Origin of the sequence: Oceanobacillus profundus, from assembly GCF_003515705.1 — a bacterium.
GTDB lineage: Bacteria > Bacillota > Bacilli > Bacillales > Amphibacillaceae > Oceanobacillus > Oceanobacillus profundus.
In genome coordinates this window covers 136,463-158,774 of sequence record NZ_QWEH01000008.1, presented here as the reverse complement: position 1 = coordinate 158,774, position 22,312 = coordinate 136,463, and the positions used below count along the sequence as shown (strand labels likewise).

Genomic DNA, 22,312 nt, shown 5'->3' with positions numbered 1-22,312 from the left:
TTATTTTGATTTTAGAATTTTTTAGCGGGAAATAATCAGCACTGTATTTGTCTCCAACAAATCCAACAATAGAACAAAAGCACGGCTATTAACACTTCTTTCAATTCGCATTGCTCCAGCAATACTGCTATAATTAAAAGTGTAGTAGCTTTTAAATTGTACTTAAATTTAACCAAAGCTTGATGTTTTACAATGTTTTATCGTAAAATGTTAGGAGGAATTATTAGTACCTAATATTAAATACTTGATATTGTACAAATAATGAGTAAACGATCTTGAAAATAAGAGGAGTGCGAGACATGTTAAAAGTACAAGAATTACGTGAGATTATTAAACTAATCGATCAATCTTCCATTACGGAATTTACTTATGAAGTAGAAGGTGCAAGTGTATCACTGAAGAAGGCAGGTAACGAAAACGTAGCGATTGTTTCAGAGGCTAGCGTACAACAGGCTAAACCTGCACAAGAAAAACCTCAAGCAGCAGTAGTAAATGAGCAACCGGCTAATTCTGAAGAACAACCAGCTTCAGCAAACGCGGTAAATTATGATCATGAAATTGTATCACCAATGGTTGGAACATTTTATGCTGCTTCTTCCCCAGAAAACGATCCATTTGTTACAAGAGGAAGTTCTGTAGAAACAAATACAGTCGTATGTATTGTAGAAGCAATGAAATTATTTAATGAGATTGAGGCGGAAATCTCGGGTGAAATCGTAGAAGTACTTGTTGAAAATGGTGAGCTAGTTGAGTACGGTCAGCCATTATTCAGAGTGAAGAAGTAAGGAGATGTCGCAATTGATTAAGAAGGTTTTAATTGCTAACAGAGGAGAGATTGCAGTTCGCATTATCCGAGCTTGTAAAGAACTCGATATTGAAACGGTTGCGATATACTCTGAAGCAGATAAAGAATCATTACACGTTCAATTAGCAGATGAGGCTTATTGTGTAGGACCAAAACTAAGTAAAGACAGCTATTTGAACTTCACGAATATTATTAGTGTCGCAACCATGACGAATGTAGATGCGATCCACCCTGGCTATGGATTTTTAGCTGAGAATGCTGATTTTGCTGAAATCTGCAGGGAATGTAACATTATCTTTGTTGGCCCATCACCGGAAGCAATTCAGAAAATGGGAATAAAAGATGTTGCAAGAGAAACGATGAAGCGTGCTGATGTGCCAATCGTTCCTGGTTCGGACGGAATTGTTGAAAATGAAGCAGAAGCAAAAGAAGTTGCTGCGGAGATTGGATATCCGGTTATTATTAAAGCTACTGCAGGTGGCGGTGGTAAGGGGATCCGGGTTGCACGTACAGAAGAAGAACTTGTTAAAGGAATCCAAGTAACCCAGAAAGAAGCAGAAACTGCATTTGGCAATCCTGGCGTATATATTGAGAAATTCATCGAAGATTTCCGCCATGTGGAAATTCAGGTTTTAGCCGACACGTATGGCAATACGGTTCACTTAGGTGAAAGAGATTGTTCGATTCAAAGAAGACTACAGAAACTTGTTGAAGAGACCCCATCTCCAGCGCTGACTCCAGAAATACGCAGGAAAATGGGAGAGGCTTCTGTAAACGCAGCTAAAGCTGTTAATTATTTTGGAGCCGGTACAATTGAATTCATTTTTGATCGCAAAAGCCAAGAATTTTACTTTATGGAAATGAACACTCGTATCCAAGTGGAGCATCCTGTTACAGAGATGGTTACAGGTATAGATTTGATTAAAGAACAAATTCGAATTGCCAACGGGGAGAAGCTATCCTTTGAGCAAGCAGACATTGAATTTGATGGCTGGTCGATTGAATGTCGTATAAATGCAGAAAATCCATTTAAAAACTTCATGCCTTCTGCTGGTGAGATTGACATGTATTTACCACCGGGTGGTCTAGGTGTTCGAATTGATTCTGCAGCTTATTCAGGTTATAAAATACCTCCATATTATGATTCCATGATTGCTAAATTAATTACGTATGCTCCTACGAGGGAAGAAGCAATAAAGCGCATGAAACGTGCGTTGGATGAGTTTGTTATTGAAGGTGTGCATACAACAATTCCGTTCCATCGTTTGATTATGAGTAATGACGTGTTTATTAATGGGGATTTCAATACGAATTTCCTGGAAGAACATCCAATACTTAAAAACGAAAAGTAATTATTACCAGATTATAGGAGTGATAACATGAGTGAACAACCATTGTTAAATGTAAGTGACAATACTGCTTTAGGGAAAGTAGAGATTGCTCCTGAGGTTATAGAAGTGATTGCTGGGATTGCTGCTACTGAAGTAGACGGCGTTTATGCAATGCGTGGTAATTTCGCTACTGGTGTTGTGGAACGGTTTGGCAAAAAAGCGCATAATAAAGGCATCAAAGTGGAGCTTTTAGATGACGGAGTTTCCATTGATGTGTACGTTATATTAAACTTTGGCGTCTCTATTCCACAAGTTGCCCAGCAACTTCAAACAAATATAAGACAGACGCTGACAAACATGACGGCACTAGAGTTAAAAGAGGTTAATGTTCATGTAGTCGGTGTTCAAATGAATGGTAGAGAAGACGCAGAAGCGCAAGAATAGATGAAAGCATAAAACATGCACAGGCCGAGGCTACGAGGTCTGTGCTTTATTCATTCCTCAAGAAACTATAAATTTTGAAGGCTGTCTATATGTATTTCCTTTATCTTCTGCGCAGGAAAGCTTCGACGAGCTGCCCTCGAAAAATACGGGGGAGCATCGCTAACCAGCGATAGATTCTAGCATTGACTAATCAATCATGTTATTATTTGAAAGAGATATAATAATTTGCGGATGCATAAAAAGGAGTTATAAACGATGAAACGACATACCGCTAGAGAAAAAGCATTTCAACTGCTGTTTCAATTAGATATAAATGACAGTGATCCACAACAGTTGATCCATGAATTTTTAGAGAACGAAGAACCTGATGTTTTTTTAAAAGCATTAGTGGAAGGTGTTATTACTCAAAAATCTGTAATTGATTCGATTATTTCAGAAAATCTTCAGAACTGGACTTTAAATCGTGTTGCTTCTGTAGAGCGAACGATTTTGCGAATCGCTACATATGAATTACGTTATATGGAAGATATACCAAATAACGTTTCGATCAACGAAGCGGTAGAGTTGGGTAATACATATGGTGATGATAAATCAGGTAAATTTATTAATGGGGTTTTATCAAAAATAGTAGGCTAAGAAAGGACGGGGGAGCATGTCAGCAGAAGTTATCAACGGAAGAGAATTATCTACAGCTTTAAAAGAAGAGATGAAAGTAGAGGTAGAAAAGCTAAAGGAATTCGGACTTACACCACATTTAACAGTTGTTCTAGTAGGAGACAATCCTGCTTCTAAATCGTATGTAAAAGGAAAAGAAAAAGCTGCTGCAGAAACTGGCATTTCATCATCTTTAATTGAATTGCCTGCATCGACTACAGAATCAGCATTGTTGCAATTGATTCAGGAACTAAATGATGATACGACTGTCCATGGTATACTTGTACAGCTTCCACTTCCAGACCAAATCAGAGAAGAGAAAGTAATTGAAGCAATACATCCTGATAAGGATGTCGATGGGTTTCATCCAATTAACATTGGAAAAATGATGACTGGGGAAGATACTTTTCTTCCGTGCACACCATATGGCATCATTACGATGTTAAAATCAAAGAACATTAAAATTGAAGGTAAGCATGCAGTTGTTATTGGTCGAAGCAACATTGTAGGCAAACCGGTAGGACAACTGTTGCTAAATGAAAATGCAACTGTTACTTATTGCCATTCGCGTACAAAGAACCTTCAAGAACTCGCAGCAAATGCTGACATTTTAATCGCTGCTATTGGAAAAGCCCATGCAATTACTGCAGAATATATTAAAGATGGGGCTGTCGTAATTGATGTGGGGATCAATCGCTTAGAAAATGGATCTTTAACTGGGGATGTCGATTTTGAAAGCGCAAAGGAGAAAGCATCCTATATTACACCAGTTCCAAGAGGTGTTGGTCCAATGACCATCACAATGTTATTGAAAAACACAATTAAAGCTGCAAAAGGATTGTCCAAAATTGAAGGATAAATATTTGACAGTCACTGCACTGACAAAATATATGAAGCGTAAAATAGATATGGACCCACATCTGCGAAATGTTTGGCTTCGGGGTGAAATTTCAAATTTTAAGCATCATAGCCGTGGTCATATGTATATGACCATTAAGGATGATCAAGCAAAAATACAGGCCGTGATGTTCGCTGGGAATAATCGGAACATGAAATTCCAACCAGAAAATGGCATGAATGTACTGATTAAAGGGGATATCAGTGTATATGAGGCTTACGGGCAATATCAGCTTTATATTGAGCAAATGGAACCTGATGGTATTGGGGCTCTTTATTTAGCTTTCGAACAACTGAAAGAAAAACTACATAAAGAAGGCCTTTTTGATCCGATTCATAAAAAAGGCATACCGACCTTTCCAGAACATATAGGTGTTATTACATCGCCAACTGGCGCTGCTATAAGAGACATTATTACGACAATTAAGCGACGTTACCCAAGTTGCGCAATTACTGTGCTTCCAGTACTTGTTCAAGGTCCAAGCGCAGCAACTTCCATAAAAAATGCGATTGAGACAGCAAACGAAAGAGGACATTTTGACACATTGATTGTTGGGCGGGGTGGCGGCTCGATTGAGGAGTTATGGAGCTTCAATGAAGAAATCGTTGCACGTGCAATTTTTGCATCGAGAGTTCCAGTTATTTCTGCTGTAGGACATGAAACAGATACAACGATAAGTGATTTTGTTTCAGACTTACGCGCGCCAACACCCACAGGTGCGGCAGAGCTTGCAGTCCCATCACAAGTCGAATTAGCAAATCGAATTCATACGCTTCGGAAATTTTTAATTAGAAACATGGAGCGAGAAATAATTAATCATAAGCAATATCTTGCAAGAATTCAACAGTCTTATGCATTTCGTTATCCAGAACAACTGATTAAACAAAAGGAACAGGAATTGGATAATCAACTGGAGCAATTACAACGTAGTATGCGAAAGAAAAATAACGAGCATGAACAAACATTTAGCTATCTGATTAAACGCCTTCAAGCACAGCATCCTAATAAACAAGTAGAGCAGGCACAGTCAAATTTAATTAAAGCGTTAAGGCAGCAACATTATTATATGACTCAAATAATGAAGCAGCATGAAATAAAATTAGCCAATGCTATAGACAAATTGACTTTAGTTAATCCACTAGAGATTATGAAACGCGGATTTGCTTTACCATATTCAACTGAAGGAGAAATGATTAAATCAGTTACGCGGGTAGATAAGAATGATAACATAACGGTTCGCCTGCACGATGGCCAGTTAAATTGCAAAGTTTTAATGATAGAGGAGGGATCTACAGATGAAAAATGAAGATATATCTTTTGAAGAAGCGATGGATAAGCTTGAAGCAATTGTTTCTAAGCTAGAGGAAGGGGACGTCCCTTTAGAAAAAGCGATTAATTATTATCAGGATGGAATGAATCTATCGAAAATATGCGGAGATAAACTAAAGCATGTTCAAGAAAAAATGACACAAATTATGAATGAACAAGGTGAATTGGAGCCATTCGATCTACAGGAGGAAGAATAACAAGTGAATGCAAACCTTTCAGAATATATAACGAAGTGTAAAGCTATGATTGAAAATGAATTTGATCGCTATCTACGTAATTTAAACATGCATTCGCGATTAAAGGAATCCATGCTTTATTCCTTGGAAGCTGGCGGTAAAAGATTACGACCAATTCTTATGATTGCTAGTTACGAGGCATATGGTCAACAAATAAAGAAGGTTCTTTCTGCAGCTACTGCTTTGGAAATGATACATACGTATTCATTAGTGCACGATGACCTTCCAGCTATGGATGATGATGATTACAGACGAGGTAAACCAACGAATCATAAAATGTTCGATGAGGCAACAGCGATTTTAGCTGGAGATGCACTATTGACGTTTAGCTTCGAGCTTATCGCAAACGATCCTCTTCTTACTGCTGAAGAAAAGGTTAGCTTAATTCAAATGCTAGCTTCATGCAGTGGTCCAACAGGAATGGTTGGTGGACAAATACTTGATATGGAAGCAGAAAACAGGCCAATTTCTATAGAAGAAATGGAACGCATCCATGCATTGAAAACTGGAGAACTTGTTCGATCAGCAATTCTGTCTGGAGCTATGTTAGGTAAGGCAACGGAGGAACAGCTGGAACATTTAACAACATTTGCTTATTATTTAGGGCTCATTTTTCAAGTACAAGATGATATTCTAGATGTGACAGGTGACGAAGAAAAACTCGGAAAGCCGGTCGGCAGTGATGAAGATAATCAAAAAAGTACGTATCCTAAATTACTTGGTATTAAAGGTGCAATGAAACAAAAAGAAGCTTATGTTGAAAAAGCAAAAGAAGCACTGCAAAAAGCTGGGGCAGCAAATTCAGTTTTAATGGATTTAACGGATTATTTCAGTAATAGAGATCATTAAATCAACCTAGAAGGGCGCTACGAATTTATTTTCGTCGTCCTCTATTTAATGCGCACTTTAATGGTTAAAATGGGTAATGTTTAAAGTGGTTGTTCAAAAACGAAGACAAAATTGTTACTAGTAAAGGATTTTAAAAATGGCTAAAAAAAGACTGGATGAATTGTTAGTCGAAAAGGAACTAATCGAAAACCTGGACAAGGCTAAGCGTGTTATAATGGCTGGACAAGTTTTTTCAAAGCAGCATCGTTTAGACAAGCCAGGAATGAAGATTGATCCCCATAGCCCTTTAACGATAAAAGGGAAAACGTTGCCTTATGTTGGTCGTGGCGGGCTCAAGTTAGAGAAAGCATTAAGCTATTTTTCTATTGACGCAAAAGATCGTATTTTTATCGATGTTGGCTCTTCTACAGGCGGCTTTACTGATTGTGCGCTGCAGCAGGGAGCTAGATTAAGCTATGCTATTGATGTTGGTTATAATCAGCTTGACTGGAAGCTAAGAAGTGATAAACGTGTTGTTGTTATGGAGCGAACAAACTTTCGTCATGTAACAGCAGATATGTTGAAAAAGGGTGTACCAAACCTGGCATCGATTGATGTTTCATTTATTTCATTAAAGTTAATTTTTCCTGTTCTTAGTGGGTTATTAGCAGAAAATAGTGATGTGATTGCATTAATAAAACCACAATTTGAAGCTAAGAAAGAACAAGTAGGAAACAAGGGGATTGTTCGTGATCCACTTGTCCATCAAGATGTTTTAACACAAATTATCGACTTTGCTGAGAATGAAGGTTATCAATTACTTAACTTGACCTACTCCCCAATTACTGGAGGAGAGGGGAATATTGAATTCTTAGCCCATTTAGGTTGGAAAAAAGAGAAGGAAGTTGAGAATTACGAACCAATCTCAATTGATAAAACAGTGGAAAATGCACATCAAATCCTGTATCCTAACAGTTGATAAAAAGATCGAAGTCTCTAGATAATATTGAAGCAATAAATTGAAAAATTTATTCAGTGAAGCTCAAGTGACCTATAAAGGAGGTGCTGTACGATGAGTAAAGTTCAACGACATATTAAAATTCGAGAACTAATTACGGAGAATGAAATAGAAACACAGGATGAACTGGTAGTACAATTAAAAGCCGCAGGTTACAATGTCACACAAGCAACGGTATCAAGAGACATTAAGGAACTTCATCTTGTCAAAGTTCCAACAGCAAGCAATCGGTACAAATACAGTTTACCTGCTGATCAACGATTTAACCCACTGGAAAAGCTGAAGCGTCTAATAATAGATGCTTTTGTAAAAATTGAGCATGCTAGTCATTTTATTGTACTCCGTACATTGCCAGGAAATGCACATGCTGTCGGTGTGCTTATTGACAATTTAGATTGGGAAGAGATAATGGGAACGATTTGCGGGGATGACACGTGCTTAATTATTTGTAGAACTCCAGAGCAGGCAGAAGAAATAAAGGACCGATTTATTGATATGCTTTGATTGAGTTCTCTTTTTTTAGTGATTTATAAAGAGAGAATATCTTCTTATATTGGGGGGACAATGAACCATGCTTACAGAGCTGTCTATTCGTGATTTTGCAATCATCGAACAGATTTCCATAACATTTAATGAAGGTCTTACCGTATTGACTGGAGAAACTGGTGCAGGAAAATCGATTATAATAGATGCTATACAGTTATTAGCAGGAGGACGTGGTTCTGTAGAATATGTAAGGCATCGAGCCAAAAAAGCTGAAATAGAAGGTTTATTTACAATAGAAAATAAAACCCATCCAATATATGATGTTGGGAGCCAATATGGAATAGAAATTTCTGATAATCAAGTAGTATTACAACGAGTTATTACAGGATCTGGAAAAAGTATTTGTCGTGTAAATAGCAAGCTAGTCACACTTGCAATACTGCGTGAATTTGGAAAGACACTAATCGACATCCATAGTCAGCATGAAACACAATCATTAATGGATGCAGAAAATCATTTGGATTTCTTAGACTTGTATGAACCACAATCAATAACAAAAGCAAAAGAAGCATACTTGGAGCACTATGATAAGTTGGTTCGCTTAAAAAATAGATATAAAAAGCTAAATGATAATGAGCAAGAGACAGCTCATCGTTTAGACTTATTAGAGTTTCAAATGAAGGAGCTTGAACAAGCAGAACTTAGTCCTGATGAGGATACACAGCTTGAAGAAGAGAGAAAAGCACTCGCGAATTATGAGCGGATTCACACTGCCCTGCATGATGCCTATCATGCATTATACGGAGAACAAAGAGGATTGGATTGGTTAAATCAGGCGCAGCTTAGCCTTCAGGAAAATAGTAAGTATGATGATTATATCGCAGCGAAATCAGAAGAGTTTTCCAATCATTATTATGCAATGGAAGAGCTAACCTATGAGCTGCGCAATCATATTGATACACTTCAATTTGATCCAGAACGTTTAAATGAAATTGAATCAAGATTAGATGAAATAAATAGGCTAAAACGAAAATACGGCAATACGGTAAATGATATTATTGAATATATGGCAACGATAGAAGAAGAGATAGAGCAGATAACGAACAAGGATTCTCATCTAAACGCTTTGCTCGAACAGATTGAAGAAACCGAAAAGGACGCGATGCTTGAAGCTGAGCACCTACATGAACTCAGAAATAGTGCTGCAGATTGTCTAACAGAAGATATACATGCTGAGATGAAAGGACTTTATTTAGAAAAAGCTACTTTTGCAATTGCTTTTGATGATGAAAGTAATACGAAGGCTCATCTCCACAAAAACGGATTCGATCATGTACGTTTTCTTATTTCAACCAATCGTGGCGAACCGCTAAAGGATTTAACGAAGGTAGCCTCTGGTGGAGAGCTTTCGCGAATTATGCTTGCATTAAAGAATATTTTTTCCAAGCATCAAGGCGTGACAAGCGTTATATTTGATGAAGTTGACACCGGGGTTAGCGGAAGAGTTGCACAGGCAATTGCTGAAAAGATTTATCAAATCTCAAATGATTCTCAGGTGCTATGTATTACACACCTTCCACAAGTGGCCGCTATGGCAGACACCCATAAATTTATTGAGAAAAACGAAAAAGATAACCGAACCGCAACAAGTGTAAAAGAACTATCTGAATTAGAACAAATAGAAGAATTAAGTCGTATGATTACGGGAACAAAATTGACAGAAACTGCGAAAGATCACGCAAAGGAAATGCTTGAACTTGCAAATGCATTTAAATCAAATTTATAAGGATAAAATTCTTGAAAAACCGGAAAATAAAAGAAACCGGTTTTTTGTTTTGCCTTTTTTTGCAATAATAGTAAGCCGATTTTTAAAAATCCCCTTTTAAAATACACTTATACACGATTTCCTTTTTTAGTAATAGGTAATGATACACATTTCTCTTATGTTTCACCAGTTTAAAAAGCACACTTACAGCTCAAATTAGGATTACGAACCAAGATTTGATGTGGGTTGGGAGGAGGAGAGTGGCACGATTGAAAAATCATCAAACAAAGTTTTGGCTAAGCAGTATTCTTTTGATTGTCTTAACTGTTTTTTCTTTCTTTGGTCCAAGTCAAAAGAATGCAGAAGAGCTGAACGCAATTGAAGCATTTAGTCAACAAGAAGCAATCGGACTTTCTAAAACAGAAAAAAACTCCCTTATGTCTAGTTCTCCAATTCGTACAGAGTTGTTAAAAGCGGCGGCAGTTTCAACGAAGCGTGTAAGTAATTCCGCTCTAGAAGATATTAAGGTATACCCTGGTGGACAATCGATTGGAGTGAAGCTCCAAACTCGTGGAGTGCTCGTTGTTGGTCATCATCTCGTTAAAGGAAATAGCGAGACAAAATCGCCAGGTGAGGATGCAAAAATAAATGTCGGAGATGTCATATTGAAAATTAACGGAGAGCCGATCAAAGAAATGAGTGACATAAAATCATATGTAGAAAATGCTGGGAAAAGCGAAAAAAGCCTTGAAATAACACTTAAACGCGGTAAAGAAATGATAGATACTTCTTTACAGCCGGTTTTAGATAAGCAGGATAATGCGTACAAAATTGGCTTGTATATTCGTGACTCTGCTGCAGGTATTGGAACAATGTCATTTTATGATCCAGTATCGAAAAAATATGGCGCTCTAGGGCACATTATTTCAGATATGGACACAAAAAAACCGATTGAAATCGATAATGGGACGATTGTCAATTCATCCGTTACTTCCATTGAGAAAGGTAATAACGGGATTCCAGGAGAAAAACAAGCTAGATTTTCAGCTGAACACGATCGAATCGGAACAATTACAAAAAATTCCCCGTACGGTATTTTTGGGGTATTGGATGAAATGATTAAACACGAAAAATATAACAAACCATTACCAGTAGCTTCTTCCAATGAAGTTAAAGAAGGACCAGCCAAAATTCTTACCGTTGTGAAAGATGAAAAAATAGAGGAATTTGATATCGAAATTGTAAGCAGTGTTCCTCAGAAGTTTCCAGCAACGAAAGGAATGGTAATTCAAATTACAGATCCTAAGCTATTGAAAAGTACTGGTGGGATTGTACAAGGTATGAGTGGAAGCCCAATTATACAAAACGATAAAATAATTGGCGCTGTAACACATGTATTTGTAAATGATCCAACATCAGGATATGGTGTTCATATTGAATGGATGTTACAAGATGCAGGAATTATTGAAGCGCAATCAAAGGAAAAAGCAGCATAAAAAAAGCTTGTGATGGAAGATTCCATTACAAGCTTTTTTATATTATACTAAAGTTAATATTTTTCGACAAGTGCTGAATAAAATGTCATTTAAAATCGAAAATTATCGTAAATGGAAGTAAATCGAAGAAAAATATAGTTAATTCAAAAAAAATTAAAGTTTTTCAAATAAAAAGAGGATATTTCAACTTTTTGTAGAATATGTAAAAGAGTATAACAGAAATAAGGAGGAACATTACTTTGGATAAAATTTCAGTGTGTTTAGTTGATGACAACAGAGAGCTCATTCAGTTGATGGAAGATTATTTTGACGAACAAGATGATATTGAAGTTATTGGAACTGCATATAATGGCAGAGATTGTATCGCGATGATGGAGAGTTTGGAACCTGATGTATTAATATTGGATATTATTATGCCACATATCGACGGATTAGCGGTACTAAACACATTAAGAACAATGGATTTAGGAAATAGACCAAATGTTATTATGCTTACAGCATTTGGACAGGAAGAAGTCATGAAAAAAGCAGTTGATTTAGGAGCATCTTATTTTATTTTAAAGCCTTTTGATATGGATAATTTAGCAGATCAAATTCGTCAAGTTCAAGGAAATTCTCCAATAAGCCTTGCAACAAATAAACCGACAAAGAAAGATCGAAAAAAACAGGATCTGGAAGCTAACATTACAAACATTATTCATGAAATTGGTGTGCCAGCCCATATTAAGGGTTACATGTACTTAAGAGAGGCAATTACAATGGTATATAATGATATAGAATTATTAGGTTCAATCACGAAAGTATTATATCCTGATATCGCAAAGAAATTTAATACGACAGCATCACGTGTTGAACGGGCAATTCGCCATGCGATTGAAGTCGCATGGAGCAGAGGCAATATCGATTCCATTTCGGCATTATTCGGTTATACTATTAATATATCTAAAGCCAAACCCACAAATTCGGAGTTCATCGCAATGGTAGCTGATCGTTTACGTTTGGAGAATAAAGTGAGCTAAACGATTGGTTATTATGAATAGCTGGTTCCTACATATAATTATTGTAAACCAGTAGTGTTTGACTATTATGAACAAATATAACAAAAAGAAAGAATAATACTGCAGTCTATGCGGTATTATTCTTTCTTTACTTTATTCAAAAAATGTTTGATAGAGTGAACGGATTGCAGCGTCTATATCAGTATCTTTTATTCCGAACATCATGGACACTTCGGATGAGCCTTGGTTTATCATTTCAATATTCACATTAGCTTTAGCGAATGCAGAAGCAGCTTTTCCGGCAACTCCTACAGTATTTACAAGTCCCTCACCAACAACCATGATTACCGCTAAATCTCTATGTAAACTTACTGTATCTACTTTTAATTCATCTTTAATACGATCAACAACAATTTTCTCTTTATCTTTTGTAAAATTATTTACTCTAAATATAACAGACATGTCATCGATTCCAGATGGTGCATGCTCAAAGGAAATTCCTTCATCCTCAAAAATATTAAGCAACCTACGTCCAAAACCTACTTCACGGTTCATTAAATACTTACTTACATATAAACTACAGAAACCTGTATCACTTGCAATACCAACGACACATTTTTCACTGGCTTCTTTTTCAGCAATAATAAATGTTCCAGGAGCATCTGGATTGTTTGTATTTTTAATACATACTGGAATTTTTTCACGGAATGCAGGAATCAATGCCTCATCATGGAATACAGAAAATCCAGCGTAAGATAATTCACGCATTTCTTTATAGGTAAGTGTTGTTATTTCCTTCGGATTATTGACAATATTCGGATTAACAGAATAGACAGAATCAACATCTGTGAAATTTTCATAGATGTCAGCTTTTACTCCTGCGGCAACGATGGAACCGGTAATATCTGATCCACCTCTCGAGAAGGTTACTAATTTCCCGGTTTTTGAATAGCCGAAGAAACCAGGTATAACTAGGATATGATCTTTTTCTCGTAGTTTATAGAGGAGCTCGAAGCTCTCCGGTAAAATTTGCGCATTTCCTGGTTCTTCGCTAACAAATATACCAGCATCCTTTGGATTCATATATTGTGCTGAAATATTATTTTGATTTAAATAGGCGCTTAGTATTTTGGCGGAACTGTCTTCACCAATTGCTTTAATCGCATCCATTTTACTTTCAGGCTTACCCTCTACCCTTAGGGCCACCTTTATGTTATTTTCAATTTCGCTTAGTAAAGATAGGTCGATTTCTAAATCATTAATAATTTCTTGGAATCGCTCTAGTATAGCTACAAGAAAAACCTCATAGTTTTGTTGATTATGATAGGCGTTTCCAAGTTGGATTAACAAATCTGTAACTTTTGTATCATTTTTAAACCTTTTCCCTGGTGCTGATACGACGATAAATTTTCGCTTGGGATCACTTTTAATAATATTCCCAACTTTACGTAATTGCTCGGCATTTGCAACGGAGCTACCGCCGAATTTTGCTACTTTCATGATCGGATCCCCCTAAACAGAAACTTAATTTTCTTACTAATATACCATATTTATTCTTTAAAATCGTGTAAATATATAAAAAAAAGACGGAAATTCTCCATCTTTTTTTCTAAAGCGCTTTATTTTCACTTTTTTGTTTAATCTTTTGTCTTTTTCTATCTCGGTAGATTATAAATCCTCCTAAAAAAAGCAGCCCCAAAATAAAGAGGAGAAGCCCAATTGTGAATTGGATTCCAGGATAGAAGAAATAGGCATAGAAATCGTCAAAAATTGTATCGCGCATTAATTTAATTCCAATCGCTGCAATTATGCCCGGTATAAAAAGTAATAGTAATGCTAAAAATCGACCCATGTATGTTCCCCTTTAAATTCTATATTACATTCAAATAATAGTATAACAAAAGCGAAGCAAAATAGAAATCATTCTAGATTTGCCAAAATATGCAGGCTGACGTATGATAAATGTATGCAAAATAATGCAAGGTGGGATGGCATGAAACGTGTGTTGATTGTTGGGGCTGGTAAAGGGGGAAGTGCACTCTTCAATATTCTTCAAGCTACAGAGTCGATGGAAATAGCTGCAGTTGTTGATATTAACGAAGATGCAAACGGGTTAAAATTAGCACGTCGAGCAAAGATTCCGGTAAGTGTGGACTGGGAGCCATGGGTACATAATGATATTGATATTATTATTGAAGCAACTGGTGATGATCAAATCCTAGAACAGATAATTGAAAAAAGACCGCGGAGAACTGTTGTAATCCCAGGATCTGTTGCTTATATCATATCAGAGCTGCTTTTTGAAAAAGAAGCGTTGATGGATAAGGTGAAATACCAATCAAAAAATCAAGAGCTCATACTAAACCATATTCATGACGGTATGATCGTCATGAATAAGAATGAAAATATCCAGTTTATCAATAAAAGTGCGGAAAAAATAATTGGTAAATCAAGAAAACAGTATATAGGAACACATATAAAAGAGCTTATTACAGATTCGAGACTTCCTCACGTTTTACAAACACAACGAAAAGAAGTAAATCAAAAGCTAACACTACCAAATGGGAAAAAGATTATAACAACACGGATTCCCATTATAAATGAAATAGGAGAACTAATTGGTGCTTTTGCAGTATTTAAAGATATTACAGAAGTCATGAAGCTAGCCGAGGAAAATACGGACTTGAACGAGATCAAAACGATGTTGGAAGCAATTATCAAATCGTCTGATGAAGCAATTAGTGTCGTTGACGAGAATGGAAATGGTCTTATTATTAACCCTGCATATACACGAATTACAGGGTTGAAGGAAAAAGATGTAATTGGAAAGCCTGCAACCGTTGATATTTCTGAGGGAGAAAGTATGCATTTGAAAGTACTTCAAACACGTAGAGCTGTACGGGGTGTGCGTATGAAGGTAGGACCAGGTAAAAAGGAAGTCCTCGTTAATGTCGCACCGATTATCGTGAATGGAGTTATTAAAGGCAGTGTAGGTGTATTGCATGATGTATCAGAAATTCAAGCATTAACAAAGGAATTAAAGCATGCAAGGCAAATCATTCGAAACTTAGAAGCTCGTTATACGTTTGATGATATTATTGGGAGTTCATCGGAAATGAAACTAGCTCTTGAGCAAGCGAAGGTCGGAGCGAAAACCCCTGCAATAGTCCTATTAAGGGGCGATTCAGGCACTGGTAAAGAATTATTTGCCCATGCGATTCATAATGAGAGTGATCGGAAACACAATAAGTTTATCCGAGTAAATTGTGCAGCTATTGCAGAGTCATTACTAGAAAGTGAATTATTTGGTTATGTAGAGGGGGCTTTTACAGGTGCAATGCAAGGTGGGAAAAAGGGCCTCTTTGAGGAAGCAAATCATGGAAGTATCTTTCTTGATGAAATCGGGGAATTATCGTTATCCATGCAGGCCAAGCTCTTGCGTGTATTACAAGAAAATGAAATTGTTCGAGTCGGCGGAACAAAACCGGTTTCGATTGATGTACGAGTAATCACTGCAACAAATGTCAATCTTGAAAAGGCAATTATGAATAATACATTTCGAGAAGATTTATATTATAGACTAAATCGGCTTCCTATCTTCATTCCTTCAGTTAAGGAAAGACTTAATGATTTGCCAGATCTTATACAGCATATTATTCAGAAAATCAATCAAGACTATGGTCGTAATGTACAAACGATATCAAAAGAGGCATTAAATAAATTAAAGCAATATCATTGGCCTGGGAATGTACGCGAGCTAGAAAATGTTATTGGTCGTGCCATGATATTTATGGACATGAATGAAGAGGTAATTGACAAGAAGTACATCCCAACGTTACAAGCTTTGTCTCTACCGGCGAAATCATCTATTGATGAGAGAATTAAAGGAGAAAGTACGTTACAGGATGCGATTAATCAATTTGAAAAAGCGTATATTTCCAAAACATATGAACAAAATGAATTCAATAAAACAAAAACGGCCAAAGCTTTAAATGTATCGATTCGAAATTTATATTATAAGATGAAGAAATATAATCTCGAATGAATTATTAAGCATGCAATATTTTGCATGGTTAAAAAAGTTGCAGGCTTACATTTGTGGGTTTTAAGGCATTTCCGCACAGCTTTATAGTTGGCATGGTTTTTGCTAAATACTACTGATGGAATAATATATGCGATTAAGAAATTAGTGCTTAATTAGGTAATATAGGAGGAATTTATATGGAAATCTTTACTTATTTAGAAGAATACGATTATGAGCAATTGGTTTTTTGTCAAGATAAAAATTCAGGCTTGAAAGCTATTATTGCTATTCATGATACGACATTAGGCCCTGCATTGGGCGGAACAAGAATGTGGAAATATAATTCTGAAGATGAAGCGATTGAAGATGCTCTTCGTCTGGCTAGAGGAATGACCTATAAAAATGCTGCAGCGGGACTTGATCTAGGAGGAGGAAAAACGGTTATTATCGGTGATCCACGAACAGATAAAAATCCAGAAATGTTCCGGGCCTTCGGTCGCTATATACAAGGACTAAATGGACGGTATATAACTGCTGAAGATGTAGGAACCACTGTACAAGATATGGATCTCATTCATTTGGAAACAGATTTTGTAACTGGAACTTCATCCTATTCAGGGGCTTCAGGAAACCCATCACCTGTTACTGCTTATGGTGTCTATAAAGGAATTAAAGCATCAGCGAAAGAAGCTTTTGGCGATGAATCGTTAGAAGGAAAAACAATTGCAGTTCAAGGTATTGGAAATGTTGCATATGCGCTCTGTGAATATTTGCATAAAGACGGTGCACAGCTTATTGTAACAGATATTAATAAAGAGGCAGTAAACCGGGCTGTCGAGGCTTTTGGAGCTAAGGCTGTAGATCCTAATGATATTTATGATGTTGCATGTGATATCTACACACCTTGTGCGTTAGGAGCAACAATCAATGACAATACGATTCCAAGATTAAAAGCGAAAGTAATTGCAGGCTCTGCAAATAATCAACTAAAATCCACGGAACATGGCGACCTCATTCATGAAAAAGGGATTGTCTATGCTCCAGACTACGTCATCAATGCCGGGGGCGTAATTAATGTAGCCGATGAATTAATGGGCTTTAATGCGGAACGTGCAATGAAAAAAGTGGAAACCATTTATGATAATCTTGAACGTGTGTTTGAAATTTCGAAGCGTGATAATATTCCTACCTACTTGGCTGCTGATCGTATGGCGGAAGAAAGAATCGAATCGTTCCGAAATTCCAGAAGTCAATTTTTAAGGAATGGACATCACACATTAAGTAGAAGATAAGTGTTTTAATCATTTAGCAAAGAAGTGTAATCCAACATAACGGATTCTAAGAAAAAAATATATTTTAAAGAATTCCATTAACGAACGCTAAGTTTTTAAATGAGGTGACCGGTTTTGCAAGAGACGTATCGAATATTAGTTGTAAATCCTGGAACCACGTCAACTAAAGTAGGGGTTTTCGATAACGAAATATGCATCGTAGAAAAAACAATCGTACATCAGCAGGCAGAATTAGAAGCTCATTATCGTGTAATGGGACAATCGAAACTTCGTACGCAGGATATTCTTGAACAGCTAAAGTATGTAGGAATTAATATTTCCAGAATTCATGCAGTATGTGGGCGTGGTGGATTGCTGAGACCAATCGAAGGCGGTACGTATCAAGTAAATACCGCCATGCTATACGACTTGAAAACCGGTTATAACGGTGAGCATCCATCAAATCTTGGGGGAATAATAGCATTTGAGATTGCATCGGGGTTAAATATCGATGCCTACATTGTTGACCCTGTCGTTGTCGACGAGCTTGATGATGTTGCTCGATACTCGGGTATTCCCGAAATTCCAAGGAAAAGTATTTTTCATGCATTGAATCATAAGGCAGCGGCAAGAAAAGCTGCTGCAAGCTTAGATTTGAAGTACGAGGATATCAATGTGATTGTTGCTCATATCGGTGAAGGAATTACAATAGGGGCACATCGCAAGGGCATGGTTATTGATGTAAACAATGGGTTAGATGGAGAAGGTCCATTTTCCTGGAATCGAGCAGGAAGCACCCCAGTTGGAGGCTTAGTTGAACTCTGTTTTTCCGGAACATACAACTATGAAGCAATGAAGAAAAAAATAGTTGGTCATGGTGGTCTGATGGCTCATCTTGAAACAAATGATGTAAGTGAGGTAGAACAAAGAATTGAACAAGGTGAGATAAAAGCAAAAGAAGTATTTGAAGCAATGGCATATCAGATTGCCAAAGAAATTGGTGCAATGAGTACAGTCTTGCGTGGTGATGTTCATGCTATTATTTTCACAGGAAAGCATGCTTATCGAGAAAGTCTTACCAGTTCGATTACCAAACAAGTCAATTGGATTGCAGACACGGTTATAATCCCAGGCGAGAATGAACTACAGGCATTAAATGAAGGTGTGTTACGTGTGCTTCGAGGAGAAGAACAGCTTAAGGTCTATACGAATCTCGAGTAAAGGAGTGAATTTAAGATGACAAAAGAATATGATTTAGTTGTTTTAGGTGGTGGAACAGGAGGCTATGTTGCAGCAATAAGAGCTTCACAGCTCGGGATGCAAGTAGCGATTGTTGAAAAGGGTGAACTTGGAGGTACATGTCTTCACCAGGGCTGTATTCCATCCAAAGCATTATTGCGGAGCGCTGAAGTATATAGACAAACAAGTGAGGCAAGTCTGTTTGGTGTAGAAACAGAACGCATAGCTCTGAATTTTAGCAAAGTACAAGAAAGAAAGCAATCGATTATTAACACATTACATCAAGGCGTACAAGGCTTAATGAAAAAAGGAAAAATCGATGTAATTAATGGATTTGGACGGATACTTGGACCAAGTATTTTTTCACCTATGCCAGGTACTATTTCTGTTGAACATGAGAATGGTGAAGAAAACACAATGATCGTTCCAAAAAATGTGTTAATTGCTACAGGTTCAAAGCCAAAGACTTTACCAGGACTTCCAATAGATGGACATTTCGTAATGAGTTCAGATGAGGCGCTGCAAATGGAAAAATTACCAGACTCAATTCTTATTGTCGGCGCAGGTGTAATCGGAATTGAATGGGCGTCCATGCTCACAGATTTTGGCGTAACTGTAACAGTTGTTGAATACCTGAATCAAATACTGCCAACAGAGGACGAAGCAATTGCGAAAGAAGCTGAACGACTTCTTAAGAAAAAAGGGGTTACGTTTATTAAAGGAGCAAACATACAAACAGAGACTTTACATACTGATCAAGGCATTTCCATTGAGGTAGAAATAGATAATAAAAAACAGTCACTCCAAGCTGAAAGGATGCTTGTCTCAGTTGGCAGGGAAGCCAATACAGTAAATATAGGAATTGAAAACACAGATATTGTTCTCAGTAATGGCTATATTCAAACGAACGATTATTTCCAAACAAAAGAATCGCATATTTATGCTATCGGCGATGTTATTGGAGGTATGCAACTCGCACATGTTGCTTCCCGTGAAGGAATTGTCGCTATTGAGCATATGGCAGGAAAAGAAACATACCCAATTAACTACGAAAATGTTCCGACGTGTATCTATTCCAGCCCGGAAATTGCAAGTGTTGGTTTAACTGAAAAAGCAGCAAAAGAAAAAGGGTATGATATTAAAGTTGGTAAATTTCCTTTTAAAGCAATAGGAAAGGCATTAGTATTCGGAGAATCAGACGGTTTTGTGAAAATTATTGCAGATAAAAAGACAAATGATATTTTAGGAATTCATATGATTGGCCCTCATGTTACAGATTTAATATCTGAGGCCGGTCTTGCTAAAGTACTAGATGCAACACCATGGGAACTATCACAATCGATTCATCCTCACCCAGCATTATCAGAGATTATTGGCGAAGCAGCACTTGCTGTAGAAGGTGAACAGATTCATGGGTAACAGCTATTCAAATTCTTGCTCAATAAGCAAGTGACTTATTAAATTTCGGAAAAAATAGGGAGGGAAAAGTATGACAAAAAAACGACATCAGGAACTAGGTTTAACGGATGAACAGGTTTTAGAGATGTATAAAACGATGCTTTTAGCTAGAAAGCTTGATGAACGCATGTGGTTATTGAATCGATCAGGAAAGATACCATTTGTTATTTCTTGCCAAGGACAGGAAGCAGCACAGGTGGGCGCAGCTTTTGCTTTAAATAGGAAAGAAGACTATATTGCACCATATTATCGAGACATGGGTGTTGTCCTTGCATTTGGAATGACTGCAAAGGAGTTAATGTTATCTGCATTTGCTAAAGCAGATGACCCTAACTCTGGCGGAAGACAAATGCCAGGGCATTTTGGTCAAAAGAAAAATCGGATTTTATCTGGTTCTTCACCAGTTACAACACAAGTACCACATGCCGTGGGAGTCGCTCTTGCCGCGAAAATGGAAAAGAAAGATGTTGTCAGCTTCGTTACATTAGGAGAAGGTTCCTCCAACCAAGGTGATTTCCATGAAGGATTGAACTTTGCTGGTGTGCATAAATTACCGGTCATAACCATGGTCGAAAATAATAAATATGCCATTTCCGTTCCATATGATCGCCAGGTTGCAAGTAATAATATTGCAGATCGTGCACAAGGCTATGGGATGCCTGGAGTAACCATTGATGGCAATGATCCATTAGCTGTATATCAAGCGGTGAAAGAAGCTCGAAATCGAGCAATTCGTGGTGAAGGTCCTTCATTAATTGAAGCTGTCTGCTATCGTCTAACTGCACATTCAAGTGATGATGATGATCGCACGTATCGTGAGAAAGGCGAAGTGGAAGAGGCTAAGAAAAATGATTCTGTTATTACGTTTGCAAGCTACTTAAAAGAAAATGAGATACTGACAGACTCGGTTGAACAACGTTTGAATGATGAGATCACAAAAATCATAAATGAAGCTACTGATTTTGCTGAAAATGCGGCTTACGCAGAAGCAGAAGATACACTTAAATATGTTTATGAAGAAAAGTAGTAGGGAGGGGAACCAAATATGCCAGTAATGTCTTATATTCAGGCAGTGACAACTGCATTAAGAGAAGAAATGCAGCGCGATGAAAAGGTTTTTATTCTAGGTGAGGATGTCGGCAAAAAAGGAGGCGTCTTTCGAGCAACTGACGGTTTGTATGAAACATTCGGTGAAGCTCGCGTTTTAGATACTCCTTTAGCAGAATCAGCTATTGCAGGTGTTGGGATTGGAGCGGCCATGTATGGAATGCGACCTGTTGCAGAAATGCAATTCGCTGATTTTATTATGCCTGCTGTAAACCAAATTATTTCTGAAGCAGCAAAGATGCGCTATCGATCAAATAATGACTGGAGTGTACCAATGACAATTCGTGCTCCCTACGGCGGAGGTGTCCACGGAGCGCTCTATCACTCGCAATCGGTTGAAGCTATATTTGCGAATCAGCCAGGACTTAAAATAGTAATGCCTTCCACTCCTTATGATGTGAAAGGACTTTTAAAAGCGGCTATTCGCGATAACGATCCTGTTCTATTTTTTGAACATAAACGAGCATATCGTTTACTAAAGGGTGAAGTTCCTGAAGATGACTATGTGCTTCCGATTGGCAAAGCGGATGTAAAGCGTGAAGGAGAAGATATTACAGTCATTACCTATGGTTTATGCGTGCATTTTGCATTACAGGCTGCCGAAAAGCTAGCAGAAGATGGGATCAATGCGCATATTCTGGACTTACGAACGGTCTATCCGCTTGATCAGGAAGCAATTATTGAAGCAGCAAAGAAAACTGGTAAGGTTTTACTTATAACAGAGGACAATAAGGAAGGTAGTATCATTGGTGAGGTTGCAGCAATTATTGCTGAACATTGTCTTTTTGATTTAGATGCACCAATTAATCGATTAGCAGGACCTGATGTCCCTGCAATGCCATATGCACCGACCATGGAAAAGTATTTTATGATGAATCCGGATAAAGTAGAAAAGGCAATGCGCGATTTAGCAGAATATTAATTA

General features: G+C 37.3%; 21 protein-coding genes. 19 read left to right on the top strand and 2 right to left on the bottom strand.

What is annotated here, in order from left to right; genetic code table 11:
- Positions 1–299 precede the first annotated feature (299 nt).
- The 13 genes from accB (at position 300) to spo0A (ending at position 12,309) form a co-directional block, all read left to right on the top strand.
- Positions 300–785, top strand: coding sequence for an acetyl-CoA carboxylase biotin carboxyl carrier protein (accB, locus tag D1B32_RS13245; RefSeq protein ID WP_118889641.1), 486 nt, complete (start codon positions 300–302; stop codon positions 783–785).
- Between the two features lie 13 nt (positions 786–798).
- Positions 799–2,157, top strand: a complete 1,359-nt coding sequence (gene accC / locus D1B32_RS13240; protein WP_095306959.1) for an acetyl-CoA carboxylase biotin carboxylase subunit — start codon at positions 799–801, stop codon at positions 2,155–2,157.
- 27 nt (positions 2,158–2,184) lie between these two features.
- On the top strand, positions 2,185–2,580 hold the full coding sequence (locus D1B32_RS13235; RefSeq protein WP_095306958.1) for a lipid-modulating alkaline shock protein YqhY: 396 nt from the start codon (positions 2,185–2,187) through the stop codon (positions 2,578–2,580).
- A 255-nt stretch (positions 2,581–2,835) separates the two neighbouring features.
- Positions 2,836–3,216: a transcription antitermination factor NusB gene (nusB, locus tag D1B32_RS13230; RefSeq protein WP_095306957.1), complete on the top strand. Its 381-nt coding sequence runs from the start codon at positions 2,836–2,838 to the stop codon at positions 3,214–3,216.
- 16 nt (positions 3,217–3,232) lie between these two features.
- On the top strand, positions 3,233–4,093 hold the full coding sequence (gene folD, locus D1B32_RS13225; protein ID WP_118889640.1) for a bifunctional methylenetetrahydrofolate dehydrogenase/methenyltetrahydrofolate cyclohydrolase FolD: 861 nt from the start codon (positions 3,233–3,235) through the stop codon (positions 4,091–4,093).
- Positions 4,083–5,438 (top strand): exodeoxyribonuclease VII large subunit, encoded by a 1,356-nt coding sequence (gene xseA / locus D1B32_RS13220; protein ID WP_118889639.1) that lies wholly within the window; start codon positions 4,083–4,085, stop codon positions 5,436–5,438. The genes folD and xseA overlap by 11 nt, the downstream gene beginning before the upstream one ends.
- The gene (locus D1B32_RS13215) at positions 5,428–5,658 is read left to right on the top strand and encodes an exodeoxyribonuclease VII small subunit (protein ID WP_095306953.1); all 231 of its coding nucleotides are present in this window, start codon (positions 5,428–5,430) and stop codon (positions 5,656–5,658) included. The genes xseA and D1B32_RS13215 overlap by 11 nt, the downstream gene beginning before the upstream one ends.
- 3 nt (positions 5,659–5,661) lie before the next feature.
- Positions 5,662–6,546, top strand: coding sequence for a polyprenyl synthetase family protein (locus D1B32_RS13210; RefSeq protein WP_118889638.1), 885 nt, complete (start codon positions 5,662–5,664; stop codon positions 6,544–6,546).
- A gap of 136 nt (positions 6,547–6,682) precedes the next feature.
- Positions 6,683–7,504, top strand: coding sequence for a TlyA family RNA methyltransferase (locus D1B32_RS13205; RefSeq protein WP_118889637.1), 822 nt, complete (start codon positions 6,683–6,685; stop codon positions 7,502–7,504).
- Between the two features lie 93 nt (positions 7,505–7,597).
- Complete coding sequence (ahrC, locus tag D1B32_RS13200) at positions 7,598–8,047, top strand: transcriptional regulator AhrC/ArgR (protein WP_118889636.1); 450 nt, start codon at positions 7,598–7,600, stop codon at positions 8,045–8,047.
- Between the two features lie 67 nt (positions 8,048–8,114).
- A complete protein-coding gene (gene recN / locus D1B32_RS13195; protein ID WP_118889635.1) occupies positions 8,115–9,815 on the top strand; it encodes a DNA repair protein RecN in 1,701 nt (566 codons plus the stop codon).
- A 218-nt stretch (positions 9,816–10,033) separates the two neighbouring features.
- Positions 10,034–11,290: a SpoIVB peptidase gene (gene spoIVB / locus D1B32_RS13190; protein WP_118889634.1), complete on the top strand. Its 1,257-nt coding sequence runs from the start codon at positions 10,034–10,036 to the stop codon at positions 11,288–11,290.
- 239 nt (positions 11,291–11,529) lie between these two features.
- A complete protein-coding gene (gene spo0A / locus D1B32_RS13185; RefSeq protein ID WP_095306945.1) occupies positions 11,530–12,309 on the top strand; it encodes a sporulation transcription factor Spo0A in 780 nt (259 codons plus the stop codon).
- Positions 12,310–12,441: 132 nt separating this feature from the next.
- On the opposite strand, the gene D1B32_RS13180 is transcribed toward spo0A, so the two are convergent.
- Together D1B32_RS13180 and D1B32_RS13175 are read right to left on the bottom strand one after the other, a co-directional pair.
- Positions 12,442–13,788, bottom strand: a complete 1,347-nt coding sequence (locus tag D1B32_RS13180) for an aspartate kinase (protein WP_118889633.1) — start codon at positions 13,786–13,788, stop codon at positions 12,442–12,444.
- Positions 13,789–13,897: 109 nt separating this feature from the next.
- Entirely contained in the window at positions 13,898–14,140 is a 243-nt protein-coding gene (locus D1B32_RS13175; RefSeq protein ID WP_118889632.1) for a DUF2627 family protein, read from the bottom strand.
- 141 nt (positions 14,141–14,281) lie between these two features.
- Here D1B32_RS13175 and D1B32_RS13170 point away from each other — a divergent pair, with 141 nt between their 5' ends.
- The 6 genes from D1B32_RS13170 to D1B32_RS13145 all read left to right on the top strand — a co-directional run bounded on the left by D1B32_RS13170 (position 14,282) and on the right by D1B32_RS13145 (position 22,309).
- On the top strand, positions 14,282–16,333 hold the full coding sequence (locus tag D1B32_RS13170) for a sigma-54 interaction domain-containing protein (RefSeq protein ID WP_095306941.1): 2,052 nt from the start codon (positions 14,282–14,284) through the stop codon (positions 16,331–16,333).
- A 176-nt stretch (positions 16,334–16,509) separates the two neighbouring features.
- Entirely contained in the window at positions 16,510–17,604 is a 1,095-nt protein-coding gene (gene bcd, locus D1B32_RS13165; RefSeq protein ID WP_095306940.1) for a branched-chain amino acid dehydrogenase, read from the top strand.
- A 114-nt stretch (positions 17,605–17,718) separates the two neighbouring features.
- Entirely contained in the window at positions 17,719–18,804 is a 1,086-nt protein-coding gene (gene buk / locus D1B32_RS13160; RefSeq protein ID WP_095306939.1) for a butyrate kinase, read from the top strand.
- A gap of 15 nt (positions 18,805–18,819) precedes the next feature.
- Entirely contained in the window at positions 18,820–20,241 is a 1,422-nt protein-coding gene (gene lpdA / locus D1B32_RS13155; RefSeq protein WP_118889631.1) for a dihydrolipoyl dehydrogenase, read from the top strand.
- Between the two features lie 70 nt (positions 20,242–20,311).
- Positions 20,312–21,307 carry a thiamine pyrophosphate-dependent dehydrogenase E1 component subunit alpha gene (locus D1B32_RS13150; RefSeq protein WP_118889630.1) on the top strand — a complete coding sequence of 332 codons (996 nt, stop codon included), beginning with the start codon at positions 20,312–20,314 and terminating at the stop codon, positions 21,305–21,307.
- A gap of 18 nt (positions 21,308–21,325) precedes the next feature.
- Complete coding sequence (locus D1B32_RS13145; protein ID WP_095306935.1) at positions 21,326–22,309, top strand: alpha-ketoacid dehydrogenase subunit beta; 984 nt, start codon at positions 21,326–21,328, stop codon at positions 22,307–22,309.
- Positions 22,310–22,312: the final 3 nt, after the last annotated feature.

Coding starts and splice junctions, on each gene's coding strand:
- accB (WP_118889641.1), top strand. CDS start 300: ATGTTAAAAGTACAAGAATTACGTGAGATTATTAAACTAATCGATCAA.
- D1B32_RS13235 (WP_095306958.1), top strand. CDS start 2,185: ATGAGTGAACAACCATTGTTAAATGTAAGTGACAATACTGCTTTAGGG.
- nusB (WP_095306957.1), top strand. CDS start 2,836: ATGAAACGACATACCGCTAGAGAAAAAGCATTTCAACTGCTGTTTCAA.
- folD (WP_118889640.1), top strand. CDS start 3,233: ATGTCAGCAGAAGTTATCAACGGAAGAGAATTATCTACAGCTTTAAAA.
- D1B32_RS13215 (WP_095306953.1), top strand. CDS start 5,428: ATGAAAAATGAAGATATATCTTTTGAAGAAGCGATGGATAAGCTTGAA.
- D1B32_RS13205 (WP_118889637.1), top strand. CDS start 6,683: ATGGCTAAAAAAAGACTGGATGAATTGTTAGTCGAAAAGGAACTAATC.
- ahrC (WP_118889636.1), top strand. CDS start 7,598: ATGAGTAAAGTTCAACGACATATTAAAATTCGAGAACTAATTACGGAG.
- recN (WP_118889635.1), top strand. CDS start 8,115: ATGCTTACAGAGCTGTCTATTCGTGATTTTGCAATCATCGAACAGATT.
- spoIVB (WP_118889634.1), top strand. CDS start 10,034: ATGTGGGTTGGGAGGAGGAGAGTGGCACGATTGAAAAATCATCAAACA.
- D1B32_RS13180 (WP_118889633.1), bottom strand. CDS start 13,788: ATGAAAGTAGCAAAATTCGGCGGTAGCTCCGTTGCAAATGCCGAGCAA.
- D1B32_RS13175 (WP_118889632.1), bottom strand. CDS start 14,140: ATGGGTCGATTTTTAGCATTACTATTACTTTTTATACCGGGCATAATT.
- D1B32_RS13170 (WP_095306941.1), top strand. CDS start 14,282: ATGAAACGTGTGTTGATTGTTGGGGCTGGTAAAGGGGGAAGTGCACTC.
- bcd (WP_095306940.1), top strand. CDS start 16,510: ATGGAAATCTTTACTTATTTAGAAGAATACGATTATGAGCAATTGGTT.
- lpdA (WP_118889631.1), top strand. CDS start 18,820: ATGACAAAAGAATATGATTTAGTTGTTTTAGGTGGTGGAACAGGAGGC.
- D1B32_RS13150 (WP_118889630.1), top strand. CDS start 20,312: ATGACAAAAAAACGACATCAGGAACTAGGTTTAACGGATGAACAGGTT.
- D1B32_RS13145 (WP_095306935.1), top strand. CDS start 21,326: ATGCCAGTAATGTCTTATATTCAGGCAGTGACAACTGCATTAAGAGAA.